19 protein-coding genes and 1 pseudogene are annotated in these 17322 nt (G+C 36.1%); 17 read left to right on the forward strand and 3 right to left on the reverse strand.

Annotated features, from left to right (window positions below):
* Positions 1-129 precede the first annotated feature (129 nt).
* From treR to AC1PU0_RS00635, 3 genes are read left to right on the forward strand one after another with little or no spacing between them, the layout of a single operon-like run.
* On the forward strand, positions 130-843 hold the full coding sequence (gene treR / locus AC1PU0_RS00625; protein ID WP_069653270.1) for a trehalose operon repressor: 714 nt from the start codon (positions 130-132) through the stop codon (positions 841-843).
* A gap of 35 nt (positions 844-878) precedes the next feature.
* Positions 879-1664 carry a TSUP family transporter gene (locus tag AC1PU0_RS00630; RefSeq protein WP_206849620.1) on the forward strand — a complete coding sequence of 262 codons (786 nt, stop codon included), beginning with the start codon at positions 879-881 and terminating at the stop codon, positions 1662-1664.
* Between the two features lie 52 nt (positions 1665-1716).
* The gene (locus tag AC1PU0_RS00635; RefSeq protein WP_069653272.1) at positions 1717-2148 is read left to right on the forward strand and encodes a GNAT family N-acetyltransferase; all 432 of its coding nucleotides are present in this window, start codon (positions 1717-1719) and stop codon (positions 2146-2148) included.
* 133 nt (positions 2149-2281) lie between these two features.
* On the opposite strand, the gene mscL is transcribed toward AC1PU0_RS00635, so the two are convergent.
* Complete coding sequence (mscL, locus tag AC1PU0_RS00640; protein ID WP_069653273.1) at positions 2282-2734, reverse strand: large conductance mechanosensitive channel protein MscL; 453 nt, start codon at positions 2732-2734, stop codon at positions 2282-2284.
* A 204-nt stretch (positions 2735-2938) separates the two neighbouring features.
* On the opposite strand from mscL, the gene yfmF reads away from it, so the two are divergent.
* The 4 genes and pseudogenes from yfmF to pgsA all read left to right on the forward strand — a co-directional run bounded on the left by yfmF (position 2939) and on the right by pgsA (position 7583).
* On the forward strand, positions 2939-4207 hold the full coding sequence (yfmF, locus tag AC1PU0_RS00645; RefSeq protein WP_069653305.1) for an EF-P 5-aminopentanol modification-associated protein YfmF: 1269 nt from the start codon (positions 2939-2941) through the stop codon (positions 4205-4207).
* Positions 4200-5492: an EF-P 5-aminopentanol modification-associated protein YfmH gene (yfmH, locus tag AC1PU0_RS00650; protein WP_206849619.1), complete on the forward strand. Its 1293-nt coding sequence runs from the start codon at positions 4200-4202 to the stop codon at positions 5490-5492. Before yfmF ends, yfmH begins: the two co-directional genes overlap by 8 nt.
* Before the next feature lie 398 nt (positions 5493-5890).
* Positions 5891-6805: a helix-turn-helix domain-containing protein gene (locus AC1PU0_RS00655; protein ID WP_340689580.1), complete on the forward strand. Its 915-nt coding sequence runs from the start codon at positions 5891-5893 to the stop codon at positions 6803-6805.
* Between the two features lie 198 nt (positions 6806-7003).
* Positions 7004-7583, forward strand: a pseudogene (gene pgsA, locus AC1PU0_RS00660) (CDP-diacylglycerol--glycerol-3-phosphate 3-phosphatidyltransferase).
* Between the two features lie 67 nt (positions 7584-7650).
* On the opposite strand, the gene AC1PU0_RS00665 reads toward pgsA, so the two are convergent.
* Positions 7651-9075 carry a DUF1958 domain-containing protein gene (locus AC1PU0_RS00665; RefSeq protein ID WP_206849617.1) on the reverse strand — a complete coding sequence of 475 codons (1425 nt, stop codon included), beginning with the start codon at positions 9073-9075 and terminating at the stop codon, positions 7651-7653.
* A 320-nt stretch (positions 9076-9395) separates the two neighbouring features.
* On the opposite strand from AC1PU0_RS00665, the gene AC1PU0_RS00670 reads away from it, so the two are divergent.
* The 8 genes from AC1PU0_RS00670 (at position 9396) to AC1PU0_RS00705 (ending at position 14070) form a co-directional block, all read left to right on the forward strand.
* On the forward strand, positions 9396-11093 hold the full coding sequence (locus AC1PU0_RS00670; RefSeq protein WP_206849615.1) for a patatin-like phospholipase family protein: 1698 nt from the start codon (positions 9396-9398) through the stop codon (positions 11091-11093).
* Positions 11090-11308: a YdbC family protein gene (locus AC1PU0_RS00675; RefSeq protein WP_025870292.1), complete on the forward strand. Its 219-nt coding sequence runs from the start codon at positions 11090-11092 to the stop codon at positions 11306-11308. Before AC1PU0_RS00670 ends, AC1PU0_RS00675 begins: the two co-directional genes overlap by 4 nt.
* Before the next feature lie 16 nt (positions 11309-11324).
* Positions 11325-12209, forward strand: a complete 885-nt coding sequence (locus tag AC1PU0_RS00680) for a YicC/YloC family endoribonuclease (RefSeq protein WP_206849613.1) — start codon at positions 11325-11327, stop codon at positions 12207-12209.
* Positions 12210-12279: 70 nt separating this feature from the next.
* Entirely contained in the window at positions 12280-12567 is a 288-nt protein-coding gene (locus tag AC1PU0_RS00685; RefSeq protein WP_069653280.1) for a hypothetical protein, read from the forward strand.
* Between the two features lie 89 nt (positions 12568-12656).
* A complete protein-coding gene (locus tag AC1PU0_RS00690) occupies positions 12657-12932 on the forward strand; it encodes a transposase (protein ID WP_479998616.1) in 276 nt (91 codons plus the stop codon).
* The gene (locus AC1PU0_RS00695) at positions 12901-13188 is read left to right on the forward strand and encodes a hypothetical protein (protein WP_479998617.1); all 288 of its coding nucleotides are present in this window, start codon (positions 12901-12903) and stop codon (positions 13186-13188) included. Before AC1PU0_RS00690 ends, AC1PU0_RS00695 begins: the two co-directional genes overlap by 32 nt.
* Positions 13095-13817, forward strand: coding sequence for an IS3 family transposase (locus AC1PU0_RS00700; RefSeq protein WP_479998618.1), 723 nt, complete (start codon positions 13095-13097; stop codon positions 13815-13817). Before AC1PU0_RS00695 ends, AC1PU0_RS00700 begins: the two co-directional genes overlap by 94 nt.
* 4 nt (positions 13818-13821) lie before the next feature.
* The gene (locus tag AC1PU0_RS00705) at positions 13822-14070 is read left to right on the forward strand and encodes a transposase (protein ID WP_479998619.1); all 249 of its coding nucleotides are present in this window, start codon (positions 13822-13824) and stop codon (positions 14068-14070) included.
* Between the two features lie 51 nt (positions 14071-14121).
* Here AC1PU0_RS00705 and AC1PU0_RS00710 read toward each other — a convergent pair whose 3' ends face one another.
* Complete coding sequence (locus tag AC1PU0_RS00710) at positions 14122-15570, reverse strand: DUF1958 domain-containing protein (RefSeq protein WP_206848375.1); 1449 nt, start codon at positions 15568-15570, stop codon at positions 14122-14124.
* 636 nt (positions 15571-16206) lie between these two features.
* Here AC1PU0_RS00710 and gmk point away from each other — a divergent pair.
* Positions 16207-16821, forward strand: coding sequence for a guanylate kinase (gene gmk, locus AC1PU0_RS00715; RefSeq protein WP_069653282.1), 615 nt, complete (start codon positions 16207-16209; stop codon positions 16819-16821).
* Between the two features lie 4 nt (positions 16822-16825).
* On the forward strand, positions 16826-17131 hold the full coding sequence (gene rpoZ, locus AC1PU0_RS00720) for a DNA-directed RNA polymerase subunit omega (protein ID WP_069653283.1): 306 nt from the start codon (positions 16826-16828) through the stop codon (positions 17129-17131).
* Positions 17132-17322: the final 191 nt, after the last annotated feature.

Genomic DNA, 17322 nt, shown 5'->3' on the forward strand with positions numbered 1-17322 from the left:
CTTGTAAATACAAGTCGGATAATCTAAAAGAATTGTTTCAAGTTAAAAGCTTACTTGCTGAGAATGCTATTTTTTTAAGGAAGAATGTGCTATCATTTTCTGTGAGTATCCTAGGTTGGAGGGGTGGACATGAATAAATTTCATGATATATTTTTAGAGCTTGAAAAAGGGATTTTAGAGGGAGATTATCAGCCTGGAACATTGTTACCAAGTGAAAATCAATTAGTTGAACAATATTCCGTTTCAAGAGAAACGATTCGTAAAGCATTGAATTTGTTGATCAATGCTGGGTATATCCAAAAACAGCAAGGTAAAGGATCAATTGTTTTAAATGTAAGAAAATTCGATCTACCGATTTCTGGTGTTATCAGTTATAAAGAGCTACAGAGTGCGCAACAAATACATAGTGTTACTAGAGTTGTGGAACTCAAAGAAGAGAGTGTCACTGAATCTTTGGCTCGTTTGACGGGTTGGGAGAAAGAAGCTGCAGTTTGGCGATTGGTTAGACAAAGGGAAATCGACGGAGAAGTAGTGATTATCGATATCGATTATTTACTAAAAGAAATCGTCAACGAGTTGCCAGAAGTTCGAGCGGCAGATTCTATCTATGATTATTTAGAGAACGATTTAGGACTAGTTATTAGCTATGCTCAAAAAGAAATCACAGTGGAATCTGTAACAGAAGAGGATCACAAATTAATGGATATTAAAGAAGATACGCATGTGGTCGTTGTTCGAAGTGTAGTCAGTTTAGAAGATACACGTTGTTTTGAATACACAGAATCTAGACATAGATTGGATAAATTCAAATTCGTTGATTTTGCTAGAAGAAGAAAAGCGTAAAGAAATAATAATTCTTAATTGGGGGAGGAAAAATAGTGTATATAGGGATCGTTTATTTTGTTGTCATTATTTTAGCGAATACAGTTGGTGCGATTTCAGGAATGGGCGGCGGCGTTATTATTAAGCCTGTGCTGGATACACTGCACTTTCATCCACTAGCAGCAATTTCATTTTATTCAAGTGTAGCAGTTTTCACTATGTCAATCGTCTCTACACTTAGACAAATGAAAAATGGATTGAAATTGGAAATCCCCATTGCAGCATTAGTGTCTTTGGGTTCTGTAATAGGTGGTATTTCTGGGAATTCGGTGTTTGAATCCTTGTTGCGAATATTTACGGATGAAAAATATGTTCAATTGATTCAAATTATTTTGACAATCATAACGCTTCTTTTTGCTTATTTTTATACGAAAATGGGCAATGCGCGTTCATTAGATTTGTCTCATCCTATTTGGTATGTGGTTGTCGGTTTATTCTTAGGATTTATTTCTACTTTGCTTGGGATTGGTGGCGGGCCGATCAATGTGGCGATATTGATGGTATGTTTTGGAATTCCAATCAAAGAAGCAACGGTTTATTCGGTTATTACAATATTCTTTTCCCAGGCAGCAAAATTAGTTACGATTGCACAAACAACTGGTTTTGGTCGATTTGATCTTTCTATATTATTATACGTGATTCCAGCTGCTGTTTTAGGCGGTTTTATAGGAGCATTAATCAGTGGAAAAATTAGTTCTGAACGAGTGACACAAGTATTTCAATTTGTTATTCTTTTAGTATTAATATTAAATTTATGGAATGGTGTACAATTATTCATTTGATCGTTAAGCGGATCATTTTTATACTATCCAATGTACTGAGGAGGCCACATTAATGGAGTATCATGTAAAAGAATTTACAGAACTTACGACTAAAGAATTTTTAGAAATTGTAAAACTAAGAATCGCTGTATTTGTGGTTGAACAACACTGTCCGTATCAAGAAGTCGATGAAGCTGATGAGGGAGCTTGGCATACTTGGTTACAAGAAGGAGCTGATATTGTTGGCTATACCCGAATCATCGATAAAGGAGATATAGTAACGTTTGGCAGAGTAATAGTGAATCCTAAGTATCGTGGGAAAAAATTAGGAAATAAACTTTTAGCAGAAACGTTAAAAGTAGTGGAGGATAAGTACCCCAATCGTCCAATTGTTATCGGTGCGCAAGCGCATTTGACAGATTTTTATGGGGCTTTTGGATTTGAAGCAATTTCGGATGTGTATTTAGAAGATGATATTCCCCATATTCATATGAGGAAAAACTAACTAAAAAGTGGTCATGCACAATAATGCGTGCTTATTTTTTTCAATATAAACAAAAACTTCCCAAAAAATGCGAGTGTACTTGCATTTTTTGGGAAGTCCAGTTACAAAATTAAGTGAATCTAATCGTGAAGAGTTACTTTTTAATATCTTCCATATTCTCTTTCAAAACGCCAGTAGTTTTTGCAGCATTTTGTGCCGCTAACAAATCACGGATTTGTTCTAATAAATCATCTGTTGTTGGACCAGCAGCCTCTTCTTCTTCTTCAGGTTGTGGTTTCTTTTTCATCTTGTTGACAGCTTTTACGATTAGGAATAAAACAAAGGCTGTAATTAAAAATGTAATAAGAGCACTGATCACATCACCAATATTGAAAGCCACACCTTTAACGTTAAAAACGAGTGCACCTAATGCATCATCTGCGCTTTTTTCTCCGGTAGTCAACACGAAAACTAAGCTAACGAGCGGTGTGATCAATCCATTAACGATTTGTGTCACAATGGCAGTAAAAGCAGAACCAATAACAACCCCAACGGCTAAATCAAGGACATTTCCACGCATAATAAATTCTTTAAATTCTTTGATCATAAGTTTAACCTCCCTTTCTCAAATTCAGTATACAGAAAAAGTGAAAAAAATTGAAATGAAAGACTCTTACATCAAGGAAAGACAGTTGAGCTGTGCTATAATTAAATGGATATAGAAAATCTTAAAAAAACATTTAAAAGCAGCCAGATGATTGTATTTCAGACTGGACTTTATTATGATGAAAAACAAAGAGGAGCTGACAAGATGCCGATCACATTAGCACAAGGAGTCAACTTACATGTTGTTCCAACAGAAAAATATAAAACTGTGCGTATTTTGGTTCGTTTTAATACGCGTTTGAATAAAGAAACAATCACGAAACGGACACTTCTATCTAGTTTGCTAGAAACTAACAGCTTGAACTATCCCGATCAAGTGAAATTAAGCGAAAAATTAGCAGAGTTATACGGCGCTAGTTTTGGAATCAATGTGAATAAAAAAGGGAATTTACATTGGCTAAACCTTTCAATGAACTTAGTTAATGATAAGTATTTGGACAATAGTCATGTCTTAGCAGATGCTGCAGAATTTTTAAAAGAAATTTTATTTTACCCCAATATTAATGATGGCCAGTTTGAAGCAGAGACTTTCCAACGTGAAAAAGAAAATTTAAAAGCATACTATGAAAGTATTTCAGAAGACAAACAAGTGTATTCTTCTTTGGCATTACAAAATTTATATTTCAGTCAATCTGAAGACCAAAGAATTCCAAGTTTTGGGACGATTGCTGATTTAGAAAAAGAGACTGCTGAAAGTATTGCGGCATATCATCAACAAATGATCCGAGAAGACCAAGTGGATATTTTTGTTCTCGGAGATGTGGATGTAGCCGAAGTAACAGCACTATTTAGTACATTACCATTTGAAGATCGCGCATCTGGCAGTGCAGATATTTTTTATGCACAACCATCTAGAAATGTAATCGAAGAACGTTCTGAACAAGAAATTTTGGCGCAATCAAAACTGAATTTAGGTTATCATACAGATGTTTATTACGGCGACGAAAACTATTTTGCGCTACAAATTTTTAACGGTGTATTTGGTGGATTTCCACATTCTAAATTATTTATGAATGTCCGCGAAAAAGAAAACTTAGCCTATTATGCGTCTAGTAGTGTTGATACATTCCGAGGATTTTTAAGCGTTCAGACTGGAATCGATGGCAAAAATCGCAACCAAGTTCTGCGTTTGATTTCAGTAGAATTAGAAAATATACGTCAAGGTAAAGTGACAGATCTTGAAATTGAACAAACAAAAGCGATGTTAAAAAATCAATATTTACTTTCGCTAGATAACGCAGGTGCGGTGTTAGAAAATGAGTACTTAAATGATTTGATTCCCCACCTTCGTTTAAAAGATGATGAGTGGATTCGTCGAATGGAAGCTGTCACATTAGCGGATGTTCAACGTGTTGCAAAATTAGTACAATTACAAGCCGTTTTCTTTTTGGAAGGAGAAAAAGTCGATGAATAAAAAAGAATATCCTCAAATCAACGAAGTTCTCTATACAGAAGTCCTTGAAAATGGCTTAACTGTTTATTTATTACCAAAAAAAGAATACAACAAAACCTATGGCTTATTTACAACGAATTATGGTTCGATCGACAATGAATTTGTTCCAATCGGTGAATCAGACTTTGTAAAAGTACCAGATGGAATCGCTCATTTTCTAGAACATAAGATGTTTGAAAAAGAAGATGGAGATGTGTTCCAACAATTTGGTCGGCAAGGTGCTTCGGCTAATGCTTTTACAAGTTTTACGAAAACAAGCTACTTATTTTCAACAACAGATCAAGTAGAGAAAAATTTAGAAACATTATTAAATTTTGTTCAAGAACCATATTTTACCAAAGAAACAGTCGATAAAGAAAAAGGGATCATCGGACAAGAAATTCAAATGTATCTGGATGATTCTAACTGGCGTTTATTTTTCGGGACATTAGGCAATCTTTATCCAAAACATCCTCTGCATATCGATATTGCAGGAACCGTGGAAAGCATTGATGAAATTACAGCAGAAGATTTATATACTTGTTACAATACATTTTATCACCCAAGCAACATGACATTATTTGTTGTTGGAAAAATGGATCCTGAAGAAATGATGGCCTTTATCCGCAAGAATCAGTCGGTGAAAACATTCGCTGAAGCTGAACGGATCAAACGTCATTTTCCCAAGGAAACAGCGACAGATATTATTAAAGAAAGTTCTATTTCAATGGCTATCAGTCGTTCAAAAGTTATCGTTGGCTTAAAAGGGTTAGATGAAGTTCCAACAGATGGCAAAGCATTGCTGAAATATAAAACGACAGCGAATTTGCTCTTCCAATTATTATTTGGTAATACGTCACAAAATTATTTGACTATGTATAACGAAGGGTTGCTAGATGATAGTTTTGGCTATGAATTTAGCTTAGACCGTAGTTTCCACTTTGCAGATTTTGGTGGAGATAGTGATCAGCCTGAACAATTAGCGCAACGAATTGAAGAGATTCTGCTATCAGCTGACAATAGTCCTGAAGTCACAGAAGAAAATCTATCATTGTTGAAGAAAAAAATGATTGGTAAGTATTTCCAATCGTTAAATTCATTAGAGTACATCGCAAACCAATTTTCACAATCACTTTACGGTGAGACGACACTGTTTGATACGCCAGAAGTGATTGAAAGTGTTCAATTAGCGGATGTGAAGAGAGTAGCCCAAGTATTTATCAACAAAGATGGATTGAGTCGTTTTTATATGTATCCCAAAAAATAATGAGGATTTAGTAGAAATGGATCGAGTGGTAATTATCTGATTTTTCTAGACTGCTGATTTTCTCATTTATAAGAAAAGTCAGCAGATAGTAAAGTTGGAATGTGTACGCTAAAAAAAGTCCAATATTTAGTCAAAAACTTTCAAAAATGTTATCCTCATCAGTATTTTTTTATGTTATCCTTAGAAGAGTTGGATGAATAGACGCTTCCAACTATTTTATTCAAATGTTTTACATAAGACAATTAGAGTCGTTAAACTTATAAAAAGCAGTTAGATAAAGAACTATTCAGAGGTGATTTATCTTGTTTATCAATACGCTGCAAATTAAAAATCGCCTGATCGATTTAGGCAAAAACTGATAAATTAGAAAGACTGGAGAAGATGGACGAGTGGCCAGCGTGAATATAGGAAAAAAATTAAGAGATGCACGACTGCAACGAAATATGTCGTTAGACGAACTGCAGCAAATTACTAAAACACAAAAACGCTATTTAGTAGCGATTGAAGAAAATGATTTTGATTCTATGCCAGGAACTTTTTACGTACGTGCATTTATTCGTCAGTATGCAAGTGCGGTTGGATTAGATGGAAATGAATTAGTTGAGATTTATGATGGAATAGATGAACCAGAAGATGTAGAGACCGAAATCCAATATGAGACATTGGATGAGTCTCGGACGCAAATGTATGATGAAAATAGTCAAACTAAACGTTTTATGCGTAGCTTACCTGCGGTTATTTTTTCTTTGATTGGATTAGCAATCGCAATCGTTGTCTTTTACATTACATGGCAAGATCGTCAGGCGGCACCTATCATTCAGCCGCCAGCCTCTGAAATAATCAGAGAATCTTCGTCCGAAGCAAGTTCTGAATCAAGTCAAGCATCTGCCTCAAGTAGCACAGAGACGTCAAGTTCTAGCTCTTCTTCGGAGCCGAAAGCACCAACGGAAGTGAAGTTTGAAAATGAATCTGGTGTAACAGTGAACATGAGTGCAGTGAATGTGGCAAATCCAGGTAAACTGGAGTTTAGTGCTGTAACTGGACCTTGTTGGGTGGGTGTTTATATTGCTACAGCAGCGAACAATGACAATGGGTACTATTATCAAGAGACTATCCAACCAGGCCAGCCAAAATCTGTTGATATTCCAGCTGGGACCGCGCAAGTAGTCATTAGTTTAGGTGCTTCTGAGTATATGGAATTCAAATTAGACGGTCAAGAAGCGAATTTCAACCCAAATAACACTGGGATTGGCCCGAGAAATATCAACTTAACGTTAGCTTATGCACAAACAGAACAATCACAGCCACAATAAAAAAAGAATAGTTTTATTTGTTCATAATAGATGAGCGAGAAAAATTTACGATGGACGATCAGCCGTGGTAAGTGTTTTTCTCGCTCATTTGTTGGGACTATGACCAAATAGAGCTAAGTAAAATAAAGTATGTCTTTTTTAGTGACACTGGCTAGAAGATAACGTAAAATAAGGAAGAAAAGAGAGGGGTAACAAGCATTGAATTTACCAAATAAATTAACCGTTATTAGAATATTTATGATTCCAATTTTTATTGCCATCGTTAGTATACCAATGGATTGGGGGACGATTACTGTTGCGGGGACATCGTTAGCAGTCACTCAATTAGTGGGGGCAATCATTTTTGCAGTAGCAAGTATTACCGACTGGCTAGATGGAAAGATAGCGCGTGCACGAGGGTTAGTTACCAACTTTGGTAAGTTTGCCGATCCATTAGCAGATAAGATGCTTGTGATGACGGCGTTTATCGTATTGGTGGGGCAACAAAAAGCACCAACTTGGGTAGTGGCGATCATTGTATGTCGTGAGTTAGCTGTTACTGGATTGCGTTTGCTACTAGTTGAAGGTGGCGAAGTAATGGCTGCCTGCTTGGCCAGGTAAAGTGAAAACGGCAACGCAAATGGTTGCGATTATATTATTATTCATTAATAATATTCCATTCGCAGCAATTGGATTTCCATTAGATCAAATCATGTTATACGTTTGTCTATTATTCACAATTTATTCTGGAGTTGATTATTTTGTGAAAAATGCAAGCGTCTTTAAGGGATCAATGTAAAAATCGACTAAAAATTCTAGTAAAATCAAAAAATGCAGCTACCTGATGAAGGAGCTGCATTTTTTCGTTAAATCCATGGACCAATAACGACCGTATAGAGACTCAAAATAATCCCTGTAAGAATAAACAGGATACCTAAAGTAAACAAAGGGTTGAATTTTTTAGGACGGTTCGTTCCTTTTTTAAATAATTTTGATAAGGCTGTAAATAAGAGCCCTAAAATAATGAGTAAACCATTCACGAAAAAAGTCGATAAGGCATTTTTTTTCTTACGTGTATTTGTAAGGACAGAGTTTTGTAGAGCTTTCAATTTTTTGGCATATTTGAATGAAACACTTGGCGTTTGGAGTGTAGGGGATACTTCTGCAAGTCCATTGTCCATCATTAAATTATTAGCGGATAAAGTGAAAGCCGGTTCGGTATTTTTTTGAATAAGACCGTAAAAATCCTGCTCTAAAATTATTTCTTCGTTATTTATCGTATTATTTCCTTTAGAAAGCAATTGTTTATACTCATACGTCGCGAAAGCTCGGTCAAAAATTGCATTACCAAAAGCATGACGCTGTAATTCCCCTTCTTGATCTTCCCAATTTCCTACACCTAGTACAATTTCTATTAGACGTGTATTTTCTCGTTTGGCAGTTGCTGCATAGTTAAATCCGCCAGTAGGACTAGAACCAGTTTTTAAGCCGTCTGCTCCGTCATAACCATAAGCAAGACCGGGTAGTGAATAATTGTGGTTTTCTAACACTTCAGCATAAGGTGTATTTTCCATGATCGTGATTTGAGTTGGACTGGTGTATGTCACCGTATCTGGATAATTTTTCAGTAAATGATAAGATAAAATAGCTAAATCTCTTGCTGTAGTAACGTTATCCGCATTTTGGTCGATTCCTGCCGGTTTGTAGTAACCGTTGAATGAGCCCGTTTCAGCACCGCTACAATTGTAAAACGTTGAATTTGTCATACCAAGTTCTTTGGCTTTATCATTCATCATATGAATAAATTTAGCTTCATCATTGGCAGTTACAAGGTTTGCTAGCATAACCGTTGCGACATTTGATGATTGTACGAGTGTTGCATACAATAAATCGCGAACAGGGTAATCGACCCCAGAAACGATTGAATTGTTACTTAATTCATAGATCTGTGAAATCGCTTGGTCGTTGTCTGTCGCTTTCACTGTGGTATCCAACGTAAATTGTCCCTTTGCCATTGCTTCAAATACAAGATAAACAGACATTAACTTAGCAATACTGGCGGGGTTCCATTTTAAATCTGGATTATCTGCCCAAAGGACCTGTCCCGTTTCTGCTTCGATTACAATTGAGGCCTTTGGTTTATATAATTCATTCGTTTGATACCCTGCATTTTGAGTGATTGTTAGAATATCTTCTTGAGCGTAAGCACTAGCAGTTGTAAAGAGGCCTGAAAAATAGCCTACGACCAATATTAGCAAGCACATTTTCAGTAAAACAGTTCTTTTCTTCATATAAACATCCTTTGTCATTAATTATTCTGTTATATAGATACGCCGGAAAGTTTCAGTTTCGGTTGCTAATTGTAAACGTAAAAGGTCGGCAATCTGAGTTTCGTTGATTAAATTAGGAAATAAAAAAAATAGGGTGCTAAAATAAAACACCATCTTCTATTAAACTATCGTTTTTTTGCAAAGTCAATGCTAAACCAAAAGTGTAACAGTTCTATTTTACGTGAAAAACGAATAAAATTGTTTCTTTTTCATACACTTTAAATAAAAAGTAATTTTTGAGCAGTTTTGGTATACTTAAAAAGACGGGGGGTGGATGTGAAATGAAGATTGAACAAATGGTTGCTTCTCAATGGGACGATCTAGCAGAACAGATTTCTCAAAGCCGATTACTATTGCCTTTTTATAGTACTCATACTTTAGCTAGACAAGTATTTAGTAAAAAAACGCGGGAAAATTCGGAAATTGCGTATGTTATCTATAGAGGAAAAAAACCATATATATTTTTGACTGTTGAAAAAGGCATCGTCACCAACCTATTGATAAGAGAATCAGTAAAGCTTAGTTGGTCAGCAATCTTCCTTACGATTGAACACCTTTTTAAACAAACATTTCAACCAACTATCACATTTATTTTTACTCAATCACTTACGATTCATTTACAAGAAGTCTTCTTGAGATATGGATATGCGATTCATGAGGATCGAATAAGTATAAAAGAGTTAAGCTATAATACGGCACTAGTATTAGGTGGAGGAGGGGCTCGAGGTGCTTATCAAATCGGTGTTTGGCAAGCATTGGAAGAATTGGGCATCTCAGTGAATATCATAACAGGCACATCTGTAGGTGCCTTGAATGGTGCTTTGATTTTACAAGCCGATTTTGAAGCTGCTAAAAATATGTGGGAAAAAATCGAGACGCAAAAGATATTGTCTTTTCCAACGACGACGGCATCAGCTGATACACTAAGCGGAATGGTCAGTCAAATCGGTTCATTTACGATCAATGCTATCCAATCAAAGGGTGTCTCCACACTACCATTACGCAATTTGATCAAAGATACTTTCTCGCAAGAAAAGATGCAACAGGTTACGTTAGATTTTTATTTGGTAACCACTGAATTACCAAATTTACAAGAAAAAGATATTCACTTCAATACATGTCAAAGTGAGCGCTGGCAAAGTTGGTTATTGGCATCTGCTTCTTTTTTTCCAGCTATGGCAGCCACTCAGATTGATGGGAAATATTATGTAGACGGCGGTTATCGGAATAATATCCCAGTTGATATTGCGCTACAAAAAGGAGCGACAGAATGCATCGTAGTCGATGTCAAAGGCCCAGGAATCACAAAGCCAATCAAAATCCCAACAACGGCAACGGTGCTGAATATCCAATCATCGTGGTCTATGGGAGCAGTTCTTTTATTTGACGGAGCTCGTTCGACCCAAAACATCCAGTTAGGTTATTTAGAAACAATGAAAGCTATCGGGCGCAACTATTTAGGACACTGGTATACGTTTGATGAAACTCTGAAGAATGTTGAGACATTCCAACGTGAGTTTTTTGCTTACATTGAATACACGTATCAAATAAAATTATGGAATTCTACCGAACAAAAAAATAAAATCTGTAAAAAATTGCGTAAAGTTTATAAAGACAGGGTGTATACTGAAAATATTGGGTTGGTTTTGGTTGAGTTATTAGCAAAGAATCAGGAAATCTCTGCTTCTAAGCTATATAAGCTTCAAGAATTAGTAGAAACTCTTCAGCAAAGCGGACAAATGAAGGTTGAATTGGTGGATACGATCGGGATGATTTCTCTCCAAGAATGGCTAAAGAAATATTATGAAGACTACTTTTTACTTTCTGACAAACAACAGTTATCATTAATGAATAACTTACTGAATGCAGATGAGAAGGAAAAACCACAGCGTTTGGCTTTTTTATTAGATAAATTACCAACTCAAACGCTACAAATTTTAATGAAAGAATTTATACTACAAGGAGCGGATAAAGAATGAAACAAGAATTTTCATATGAAATCGTAGAAGAAATTGCCGTATTATCAGAAAATACGCAAGGTTGGCGCAAAGAATTCAATTTAGTTAGTTGGAATGGTCGTCCACCAAAATTTGATTTAAGAGATTGGTCTGCTGATCACGAAAAAATGGGCAAAGGAATCACCCTGACGAATGAAGAATTTGAGATCTTGTCTAAAGCAATAAAATCAATGTAGAGAGGACACCCTGTCGATGAAAAGTATGACTGGTTTTGGAAAAGAAACATTTTTAAATGACACGTATCAAATTGATGTTGAAATCAAGAGTGTCAATCAACGGTTTTTAGATATTCAGTTACGGATGCCAAAAGAGGTGAATCCTCACGAGATGGCTATTCGCCAATTAATGAAAGAGACAATACAGCGCGGTCGGATAGAGGCCTATATTAATATCAAACAAACTGGTAGCAGTAATAAAGAAGTGTTAGTTCATTGGAATCTCATTCATCAATTGTTGGGAGAGATTCAACAAGAATTAACAGCTAATTATCCCCAAGCTGAATTGGATGCTGCGCAAAATATCAATCAATTGCTTAATAATTCAGACTATGTTGAGGTCACAGAAAAACAAGAAGCAGACGAAACATTTGGTTTATTAGTTCTAGAGTGCGTGAAAACAGCGGTTATGCGAATCGATGCGAGTCGTTTGCAGGAAGGTCAAAAAATTCAACAGGTTCTAGCAACTTACTGTCAAGATTTCATAGCGTTGGTGATGGAGTTAAAAAGTTTTGTAGATATTTATGAAAAGGATTATCGCGAAAAATTTGAAGCAAAGTTAAATGATTGGCTAGGTAGCCAAGTTGATGAAACTCGTTTGTTGACGGAGTTAGCAATCTTACTTGAAAAAGGAGATATCCATGAAGAATTAGATCGTTTAGAGATTCATGTTGAGAAGCTGCAAGAATTATTGACGCAGTCAGAACCAGTGGGGCGGGAATTAGATTTTCTGATTCAAGAGATGAACCGAGAGGTCAATACGATCGGGTCCAAATCCAGTCCAATTGAGATCAAAAACATCGTAGTTCAAATGAAAACGATGCTCGAAAAAATTCGTGAACAGATTCAAAATGTCGAATAATAGAAAATAGTTTGTGATTCTAGATTTTAAAGCTATAATTAGAGAGAAGAAAGCGAAGAGGTGAATAAGTATGTCAAAGTATTACGATGTAACGTTCCATGAATTAAGCGGGAAATCTGTGGTCAAAAGAGAAATCATTTCTGATAAAGAGCCGTTTGATGTTTGGGAAGATGCTTGTATGTCATTTACAGATGATGTTTTCAACATTCGTGTGAATGAAGAGGCGTTTGTGACATTAAACCGTCGTTTCGTAGTCCGAGTGGACGTTGAAGAAGTGGATGGACCTGTGGATAAAAAAATCAAACGCCATGATGAAATTATGGGCGTTGTGAATACTTTATCGAATATGGGATTTTAAGAGAAGTAATAATCTAATGAGCCTGGGACATAATGATGTGACCCCCAAAAGTTGTACGTGAAAAATACAATTTTTGGAGGTTATTTTTTATGAGTTATTATGAGGTAGAATTCAAATTAAAGCTAGTGAAAGAGTACCTAGAAGGCCCTCTGGGAGGACGAGCCTTGGCTAAAAAATACGGACTCCCATCAAATGCCTTAATTTACAATTGGAAACACTCCTATCAATTATTTGGGAAAGAAGGGCTCAAAAGACACCGTTCACTGACAAAATATACTAGTGAATTTAAGCGAGATGTATTACACTTTATAGAAACGACAGGTGCTTCTTTCGGTGAAGCAGCAAGACAATTCAGAGCTGCCTAATGGGTCGATGATTTCTCGTTGGCAAAAGAAATACATCGCTGGTGGTCAAACGGCTCTGTCTAATCAAAAAGGGAGACCCAAAAAAAGGATGAATAAACCAACAAAAAAACAGCAAGAAACAAGCAAACTATCTCGTGAAAAGGAATTAGAGCGTGAGAATGAATGTTTGCGAATCGAGGTCGAGTATTTAAAAAAGCTACGGACTTTCCAACAAACTATTATGGCGAAGCGAAAAGACGAGTTCAAACCAGAATAGCCATAGAACTTATTGGAAAGTATCGTCAAGATCACGTATTACAAGCGATTAAGCTACCGCGTTCTACCTTCAATTACTGGAAAAAACAGATAATGAGCGAAGAAAAAATGACTCACCTAGAGAAATTGATTCAAACAATTTTTGAAGAGAATGATCGCAATTATGGCTATCGTCGAATCAAACTGGCTTTAGTGAATATGGGCTATCAAATCAATCATAAGAAAATCCGACGAATTATGAAGAAATATAACTTAGTATGTATAAGCTTTACTCGTCGTTCAAGAAGGTATCGATCTTACAAAGGTTTAGTGGGAACCTTGGCAAAGAACAAGGTGAATCGTCGCTTTTTTAGCACGATGCCAAAACAAAAAATCTTTACAGATATTTCAGAATTCCACTATACTGAACGAAATTCCGAAGGAATTAAACTAAAAAGAAAAGCCTATCTCAGTCCTTTTCTTGATGGTTTTAATGGAGAAATCATAGCCTATCAATTTCAGCAAAAACCAACGTTGGATTGTGTATTGATTCCTTTAAAAACAGCCATTAAAGAAAGTAAAAAGAACCAACTTTCGAACAACAATCCATTCCGATCAAGGGTGGCATTACCAAAATCAACAGTATGTTAGACAATTGAAGCAAGCAAAGTTATACCAGAGTATGGCACGAAAAGGAAATTGTTTGGACAATGCATTGATGGAAAATTTCTTTGGTCTAATGAAACAAGAAATGTATTATGGTCGTAGTTTTTCTAGCTTTGAGGAATTAAACCGAGCAGTTACAAATTATATTGATTATTACAATCATCATCGGATAAAAGCAAAATTGACTGGTATGAGTCCGGTTCAATACCGAATTCATACCAGTCGAATGACAAGTTAATCTACGTACAACTTTTAGGGCGCACATCATTCTGTCCCAACCTCTTGGTTTTTAGAAAAAGATAAACAGGCCAACTGCCGAAAGAATAGACAAAATTCCTAAACTAAATAGCAAACGGGTTATTGGAGTCGAGGCTTTGCGGCTACCTCGTCTAACACCAGCGATTCGTTTCTTAAATACTCTTGAAAGAATTAGCAGTAATAAACCGAAAACAGCTAGGATACCGATGGCCAAATAGTTATGACCTTCTTTTTTTGTAGATGAAAGTTGGACAGCCTTCTTTTTTTCTATCTTAACGGGCTTGTCTGTGGATCCTTTTTCGCTAACTTCTCTGTACGAAACACTTTTAGCAGGGATATTTGGAGATACTTGACCGTATTCATTGGCTAAAGATAATTTCCCATCAGTCAATGTAAAACTAGGTTCAGTCTCTTTTTTAGCAAATCCGTAAAAATCTTGATCTAAAATAAGTTTTTTTCCATTGATCTTATTTGCCCCTTTAGAAAGCAACTTTTTGTACTCATAAGTAGAGAAAGCATGCTCCAAAATTGCATTTCCAGCAAGATGCCGTTCATATTCTCCCTCTTGATCAGACCAATCACCCACGCCCAAAACAACTTCAATTAGTCGAGTATCGCCTTTTTTTGCTGTAGCGATATAATTAAAGCCACCAGTTGGACTTGATCCTGTTTTTAATCCATCTACTCCATCAAAGCCATATTTTGCACCTGGTAATGAGTAATTGTAAGTTTCAAACGTCTCAGCATAGGGTGTATTTTCCATCGTGGTCACAACGGACTTGTTAGTGAACTGTAAAACCTTAGGGTATTTTTTAATTAAATTATAAGTCAAAATAGCCAAGTCTCTAGCAGTTGATTTATTATCGCCGTCTGGATCGATACCTGGTGCTTCATATAATCCATCAAAGGCGCGGATTTGGGCGCCGCTACAGTTAAAATATGTTGTATTTGTCATACCTAATTCTGCTGCCTTTTCATTCATTTTGCGAATGAAACCAGCTTCATCATTATCAGTAACTAGGTTTGCCAGCATCAGTGTGGCAACATTAGAGGAGGGGACTGCTACCATTGAAAACAAGTCACGAACAGGATAGTCAACGCCAAGAGCAATCTTATTGTTGCTTAAGGCATAGATTTGAGAGATATTCACATATTTTTCCGTTGCAGTAACAGTAGTGTCTAAAGTGAATTTACCTTGTTCCATTGCTTCTAAGGCTAAATACATCGTCATGACTTTAGCGATACTTGCAGGACTCCACGATAAATCAGGTTGTTCCTCCCATAAAATTTGACCAGAGTCAGCATCAATTACGATCGAGGCTTTGGGACGATAGGCTTCTTTGACGGGGAAACCAGATTTTTCTGCAAAGTCCATTAAATGTTCTTCTGCATAACTTGTCTGAATAAAACTCCCGAATGAAATACAAGCAGCCAGCAGAAGACAACTAATTATTTTTAAAGGTGTGTTTCTTATGAACATAGATTTAAATCCCTTCGTTTTTTATACATTAATTTCTATGGGTGATGCAGTTGTTAAAGTATAAAAGTACATATTAACTCTATTTTACTTGAAAAATTGGTAAAGTATATACTTTTTTTGCAAATAATTTTGTAACAGAGGTAACAATTTTGACAGCTAGGAAATCAAATAAAATGAGGGGGATAGAATGGAATGCAAGAATGGAAATTAGACTTCACCATATAAAATGATTTTATTCGATACCTAAATAGAAAAGTATATTCATTTTTTGAAAATATTCTACAGTAAAGCCTTGAAAATTACTGAAAAAAAGTGCATTATAGAACTAATACTTTATTAATTTATCTAGCTTTACGAACTAGGGTCGTTCAGCTTTTAAACTATCTAGCTTCATGAGTTAGTCTCTCGGAAAAAAGATAAAACCTGAATGAGGCAGAAAGCGCCTTAGTCCAGTTTCCCTATTTTTCAGTTGAGACTGAACGAACTCATTCAGCTTTTAAATTATTTAGCTTTATGAGCCAATTCTTCGGAAAAAAGATGAAAGTTGCTAGTGCCAAAGAACGGCACGATCTACTTTCCCTATTTTTCAGTCAGAACTAATCAGCTTCATTCAGCTTTTAACGAAAGGAAGTCATCATGTCAGAGCGTGGGTTATTAATTGTACTATCAGGTCCTTCCGGAGTCGGTAAAGGAACAGTACGGAAAGCAATTTTTGATAGTGAAGAGAATGATTTTCAGTACTCAATTTCTATGACTACCCGTAAGATGCGGGAAGGCGAAGTAGAAGGAGTCGATTACTACTTCCGCACAAAAGAAGAATTTGAAGCAATGATCGAAGCTGGTGAAATGTTAGAGTATGCGCAATATGTAGGGAACTACTACGGAACGCCGCTTTCTTACGTTAACCAAACGCTTGATGAAGGAAAAGATGTCTTCTTAGAAATCGAAGTCCAAGGAGCCGAGCAAGTGAAAGAAAAAGTGCCGGACGGCGTATTTATTTTTCTAACACCACCGGATTTATCTGAACTAAAATCACGAATCGTGGGTCGGGGTACTGATGATCATGATGTGATTGAAGAAAGAATGCGTGTGGCTCGCGAAGAAATCGAAATGATGGCATTATATGATTATGCTGTTGTGAATGATAAAGTACCATTGGCAGTGAAACGAATCAAAGAAATTATCGCGAGTGAACATTTTCGCGTTGATCGAGTAATTGGTAACTATATTAAAATGTTGAAGGAGATGTAGCCTTATGATGCTAAAACCATCTATTGACTCATTGTTAAAAGAAGTACCATCAAAATATTCGCTTGTTATCTTAGCAAGCAAACGCGCTCACGAATTAGACGAAGGTGCACAACCAACACTAGAAGGTTTTGAATCTGTAAAAAGTGTAGGCCAAGCACTAGAAGAAATCGATGCTGCAACAGTGATCAATGATCCTCGTCCAGAAGAAAAACGCGAAAGAATGCGTATGGCAAAAGAAGAACAAAAAATGAGACACGAACAAGAACAAAAAGAACTTGAAAATCGTATTCGCGAAGAAAAAAGTCTATAACATATATAAAACTGGGATGAAACTATGTTAAGGTTTCATCTCAGTTTTTATATGTTTAGAAACCAAACAATGAACATCTGCTTTAATTTTTGGTAACAGAAATCAGAGGAACAAGACAAATGCTTGATTCTTTAGTACAATAGGCAAAGAAAAGCTGAGCAGATCATCTAGTAATGGCATAATTCAATAAA

The organism is Enterococcus sp. XAF26B05_ASV22 (genome assembly GCF_056727285.1).

What these genes read in the sequence shown, in the direction of transcription:
- treR (WP_069653270.1), top strand. Translation starts at nt 130, where the DNA reads ATGAATAAATTTCATGATATATTTTTAGAGCTTGAAAAAGGGATTTTA.
- AC1PU0_RS00635 (WP_069653272.1), top strand. Translation starts at nt 1,717, where the DNA reads ATGGAGTATCATGTAAAAGAATTTACAGAACTTACGACTAAAGAATTT.
- mscL (WP_069653273.1), bottom strand. Translation starts at nt 2,734, where the DNA reads ATGATCAAAGAATTTAAAGAATTTATTATGCGTGGAAATGTCCTTGAT.
- yfmF (WP_069653305.1), top strand. Translation starts at nt 2,939, where the DNA reads ATGCCGATCACATTAGCACAAGGAGTCAACTTACATGTTGTTCCAACA.
- yfmH (WP_206849619.1), top strand. Translation starts at nt 4,200, where the DNA reads ATGAATAAAAAAGAATATCCTCAAATCAACGAAGTTCTCTATACAGAA.
- AC1PU0_RS00665 (WP_206849617.1), bottom strand. Translation starts at nt 9,075, where the DNA reads ATGAAGAAAAGAACTGTTTTACTGAAAATGTGCTTGCTAATATTGGTC.
- AC1PU0_RS00670 (WP_206849615.1), top strand. Translation starts at nt 9,396, where the DNA reads ATGAAGATTGAACAAATGGTTGCTTCTCAATGGGACGATCTAGCAGAA.
- AC1PU0_RS00675 (WP_025870292.1), top strand. Translation starts at nt 11,090, where the DNA reads ATGAAACAAGAATTTTCATATGAAATCGTAGAAGAAATTGCCGTATTA.
- AC1PU0_RS00680 (WP_206849613.1), top strand. Translation starts at nt 11,325, where the DNA reads ATGAAAAGTATGACTGGTTTTGGAAAAGAAACATTTTTAAATGACACG.
- AC1PU0_RS00685 (WP_069653280.1), top strand. Translation starts at nt 12,280, where the DNA reads ATGTCAAAGTATTACGATGTAACGTTCCATGAATTAAGCGGGAAATCT.
- AC1PU0_RS00690 (WP_479998616.1), top strand. Translation starts at nt 12,657, where the DNA reads ATGAGTTATTATGAGGTAGAATTCAAATTAAAGCTAGTGAAAGAGTAC.
- AC1PU0_RS00700 (WP_479998618.1), top strand. Translation starts at nt 13,095, where the DNA reads ATGTTTGCGAATCGAGGTCGAGTATTTAAAAAAGCTACGGACTTTCCA.
- AC1PU0_RS00710 (WP_206848375.1), bottom strand. Translation starts at nt 15,570, where the DNA reads ATGTTCATAAGAAACACACCTTTAAAAATAATTAGTTGTCTTCTGCTG.
- gmk (WP_069653282.1), top strand. Translation starts at nt 16,207, where the DNA reads ATGTCAGAGCGTGGGTTATTAATTGTACTATCAGGTCCTTCCGGAGTC.
- rpoZ (WP_069653283.1), top strand. Translation starts at nt 16,826, where the DNA reads ATGATGCTAAAACCATCTATTGACTCATTGTTAAAAGAAGTACCATCA.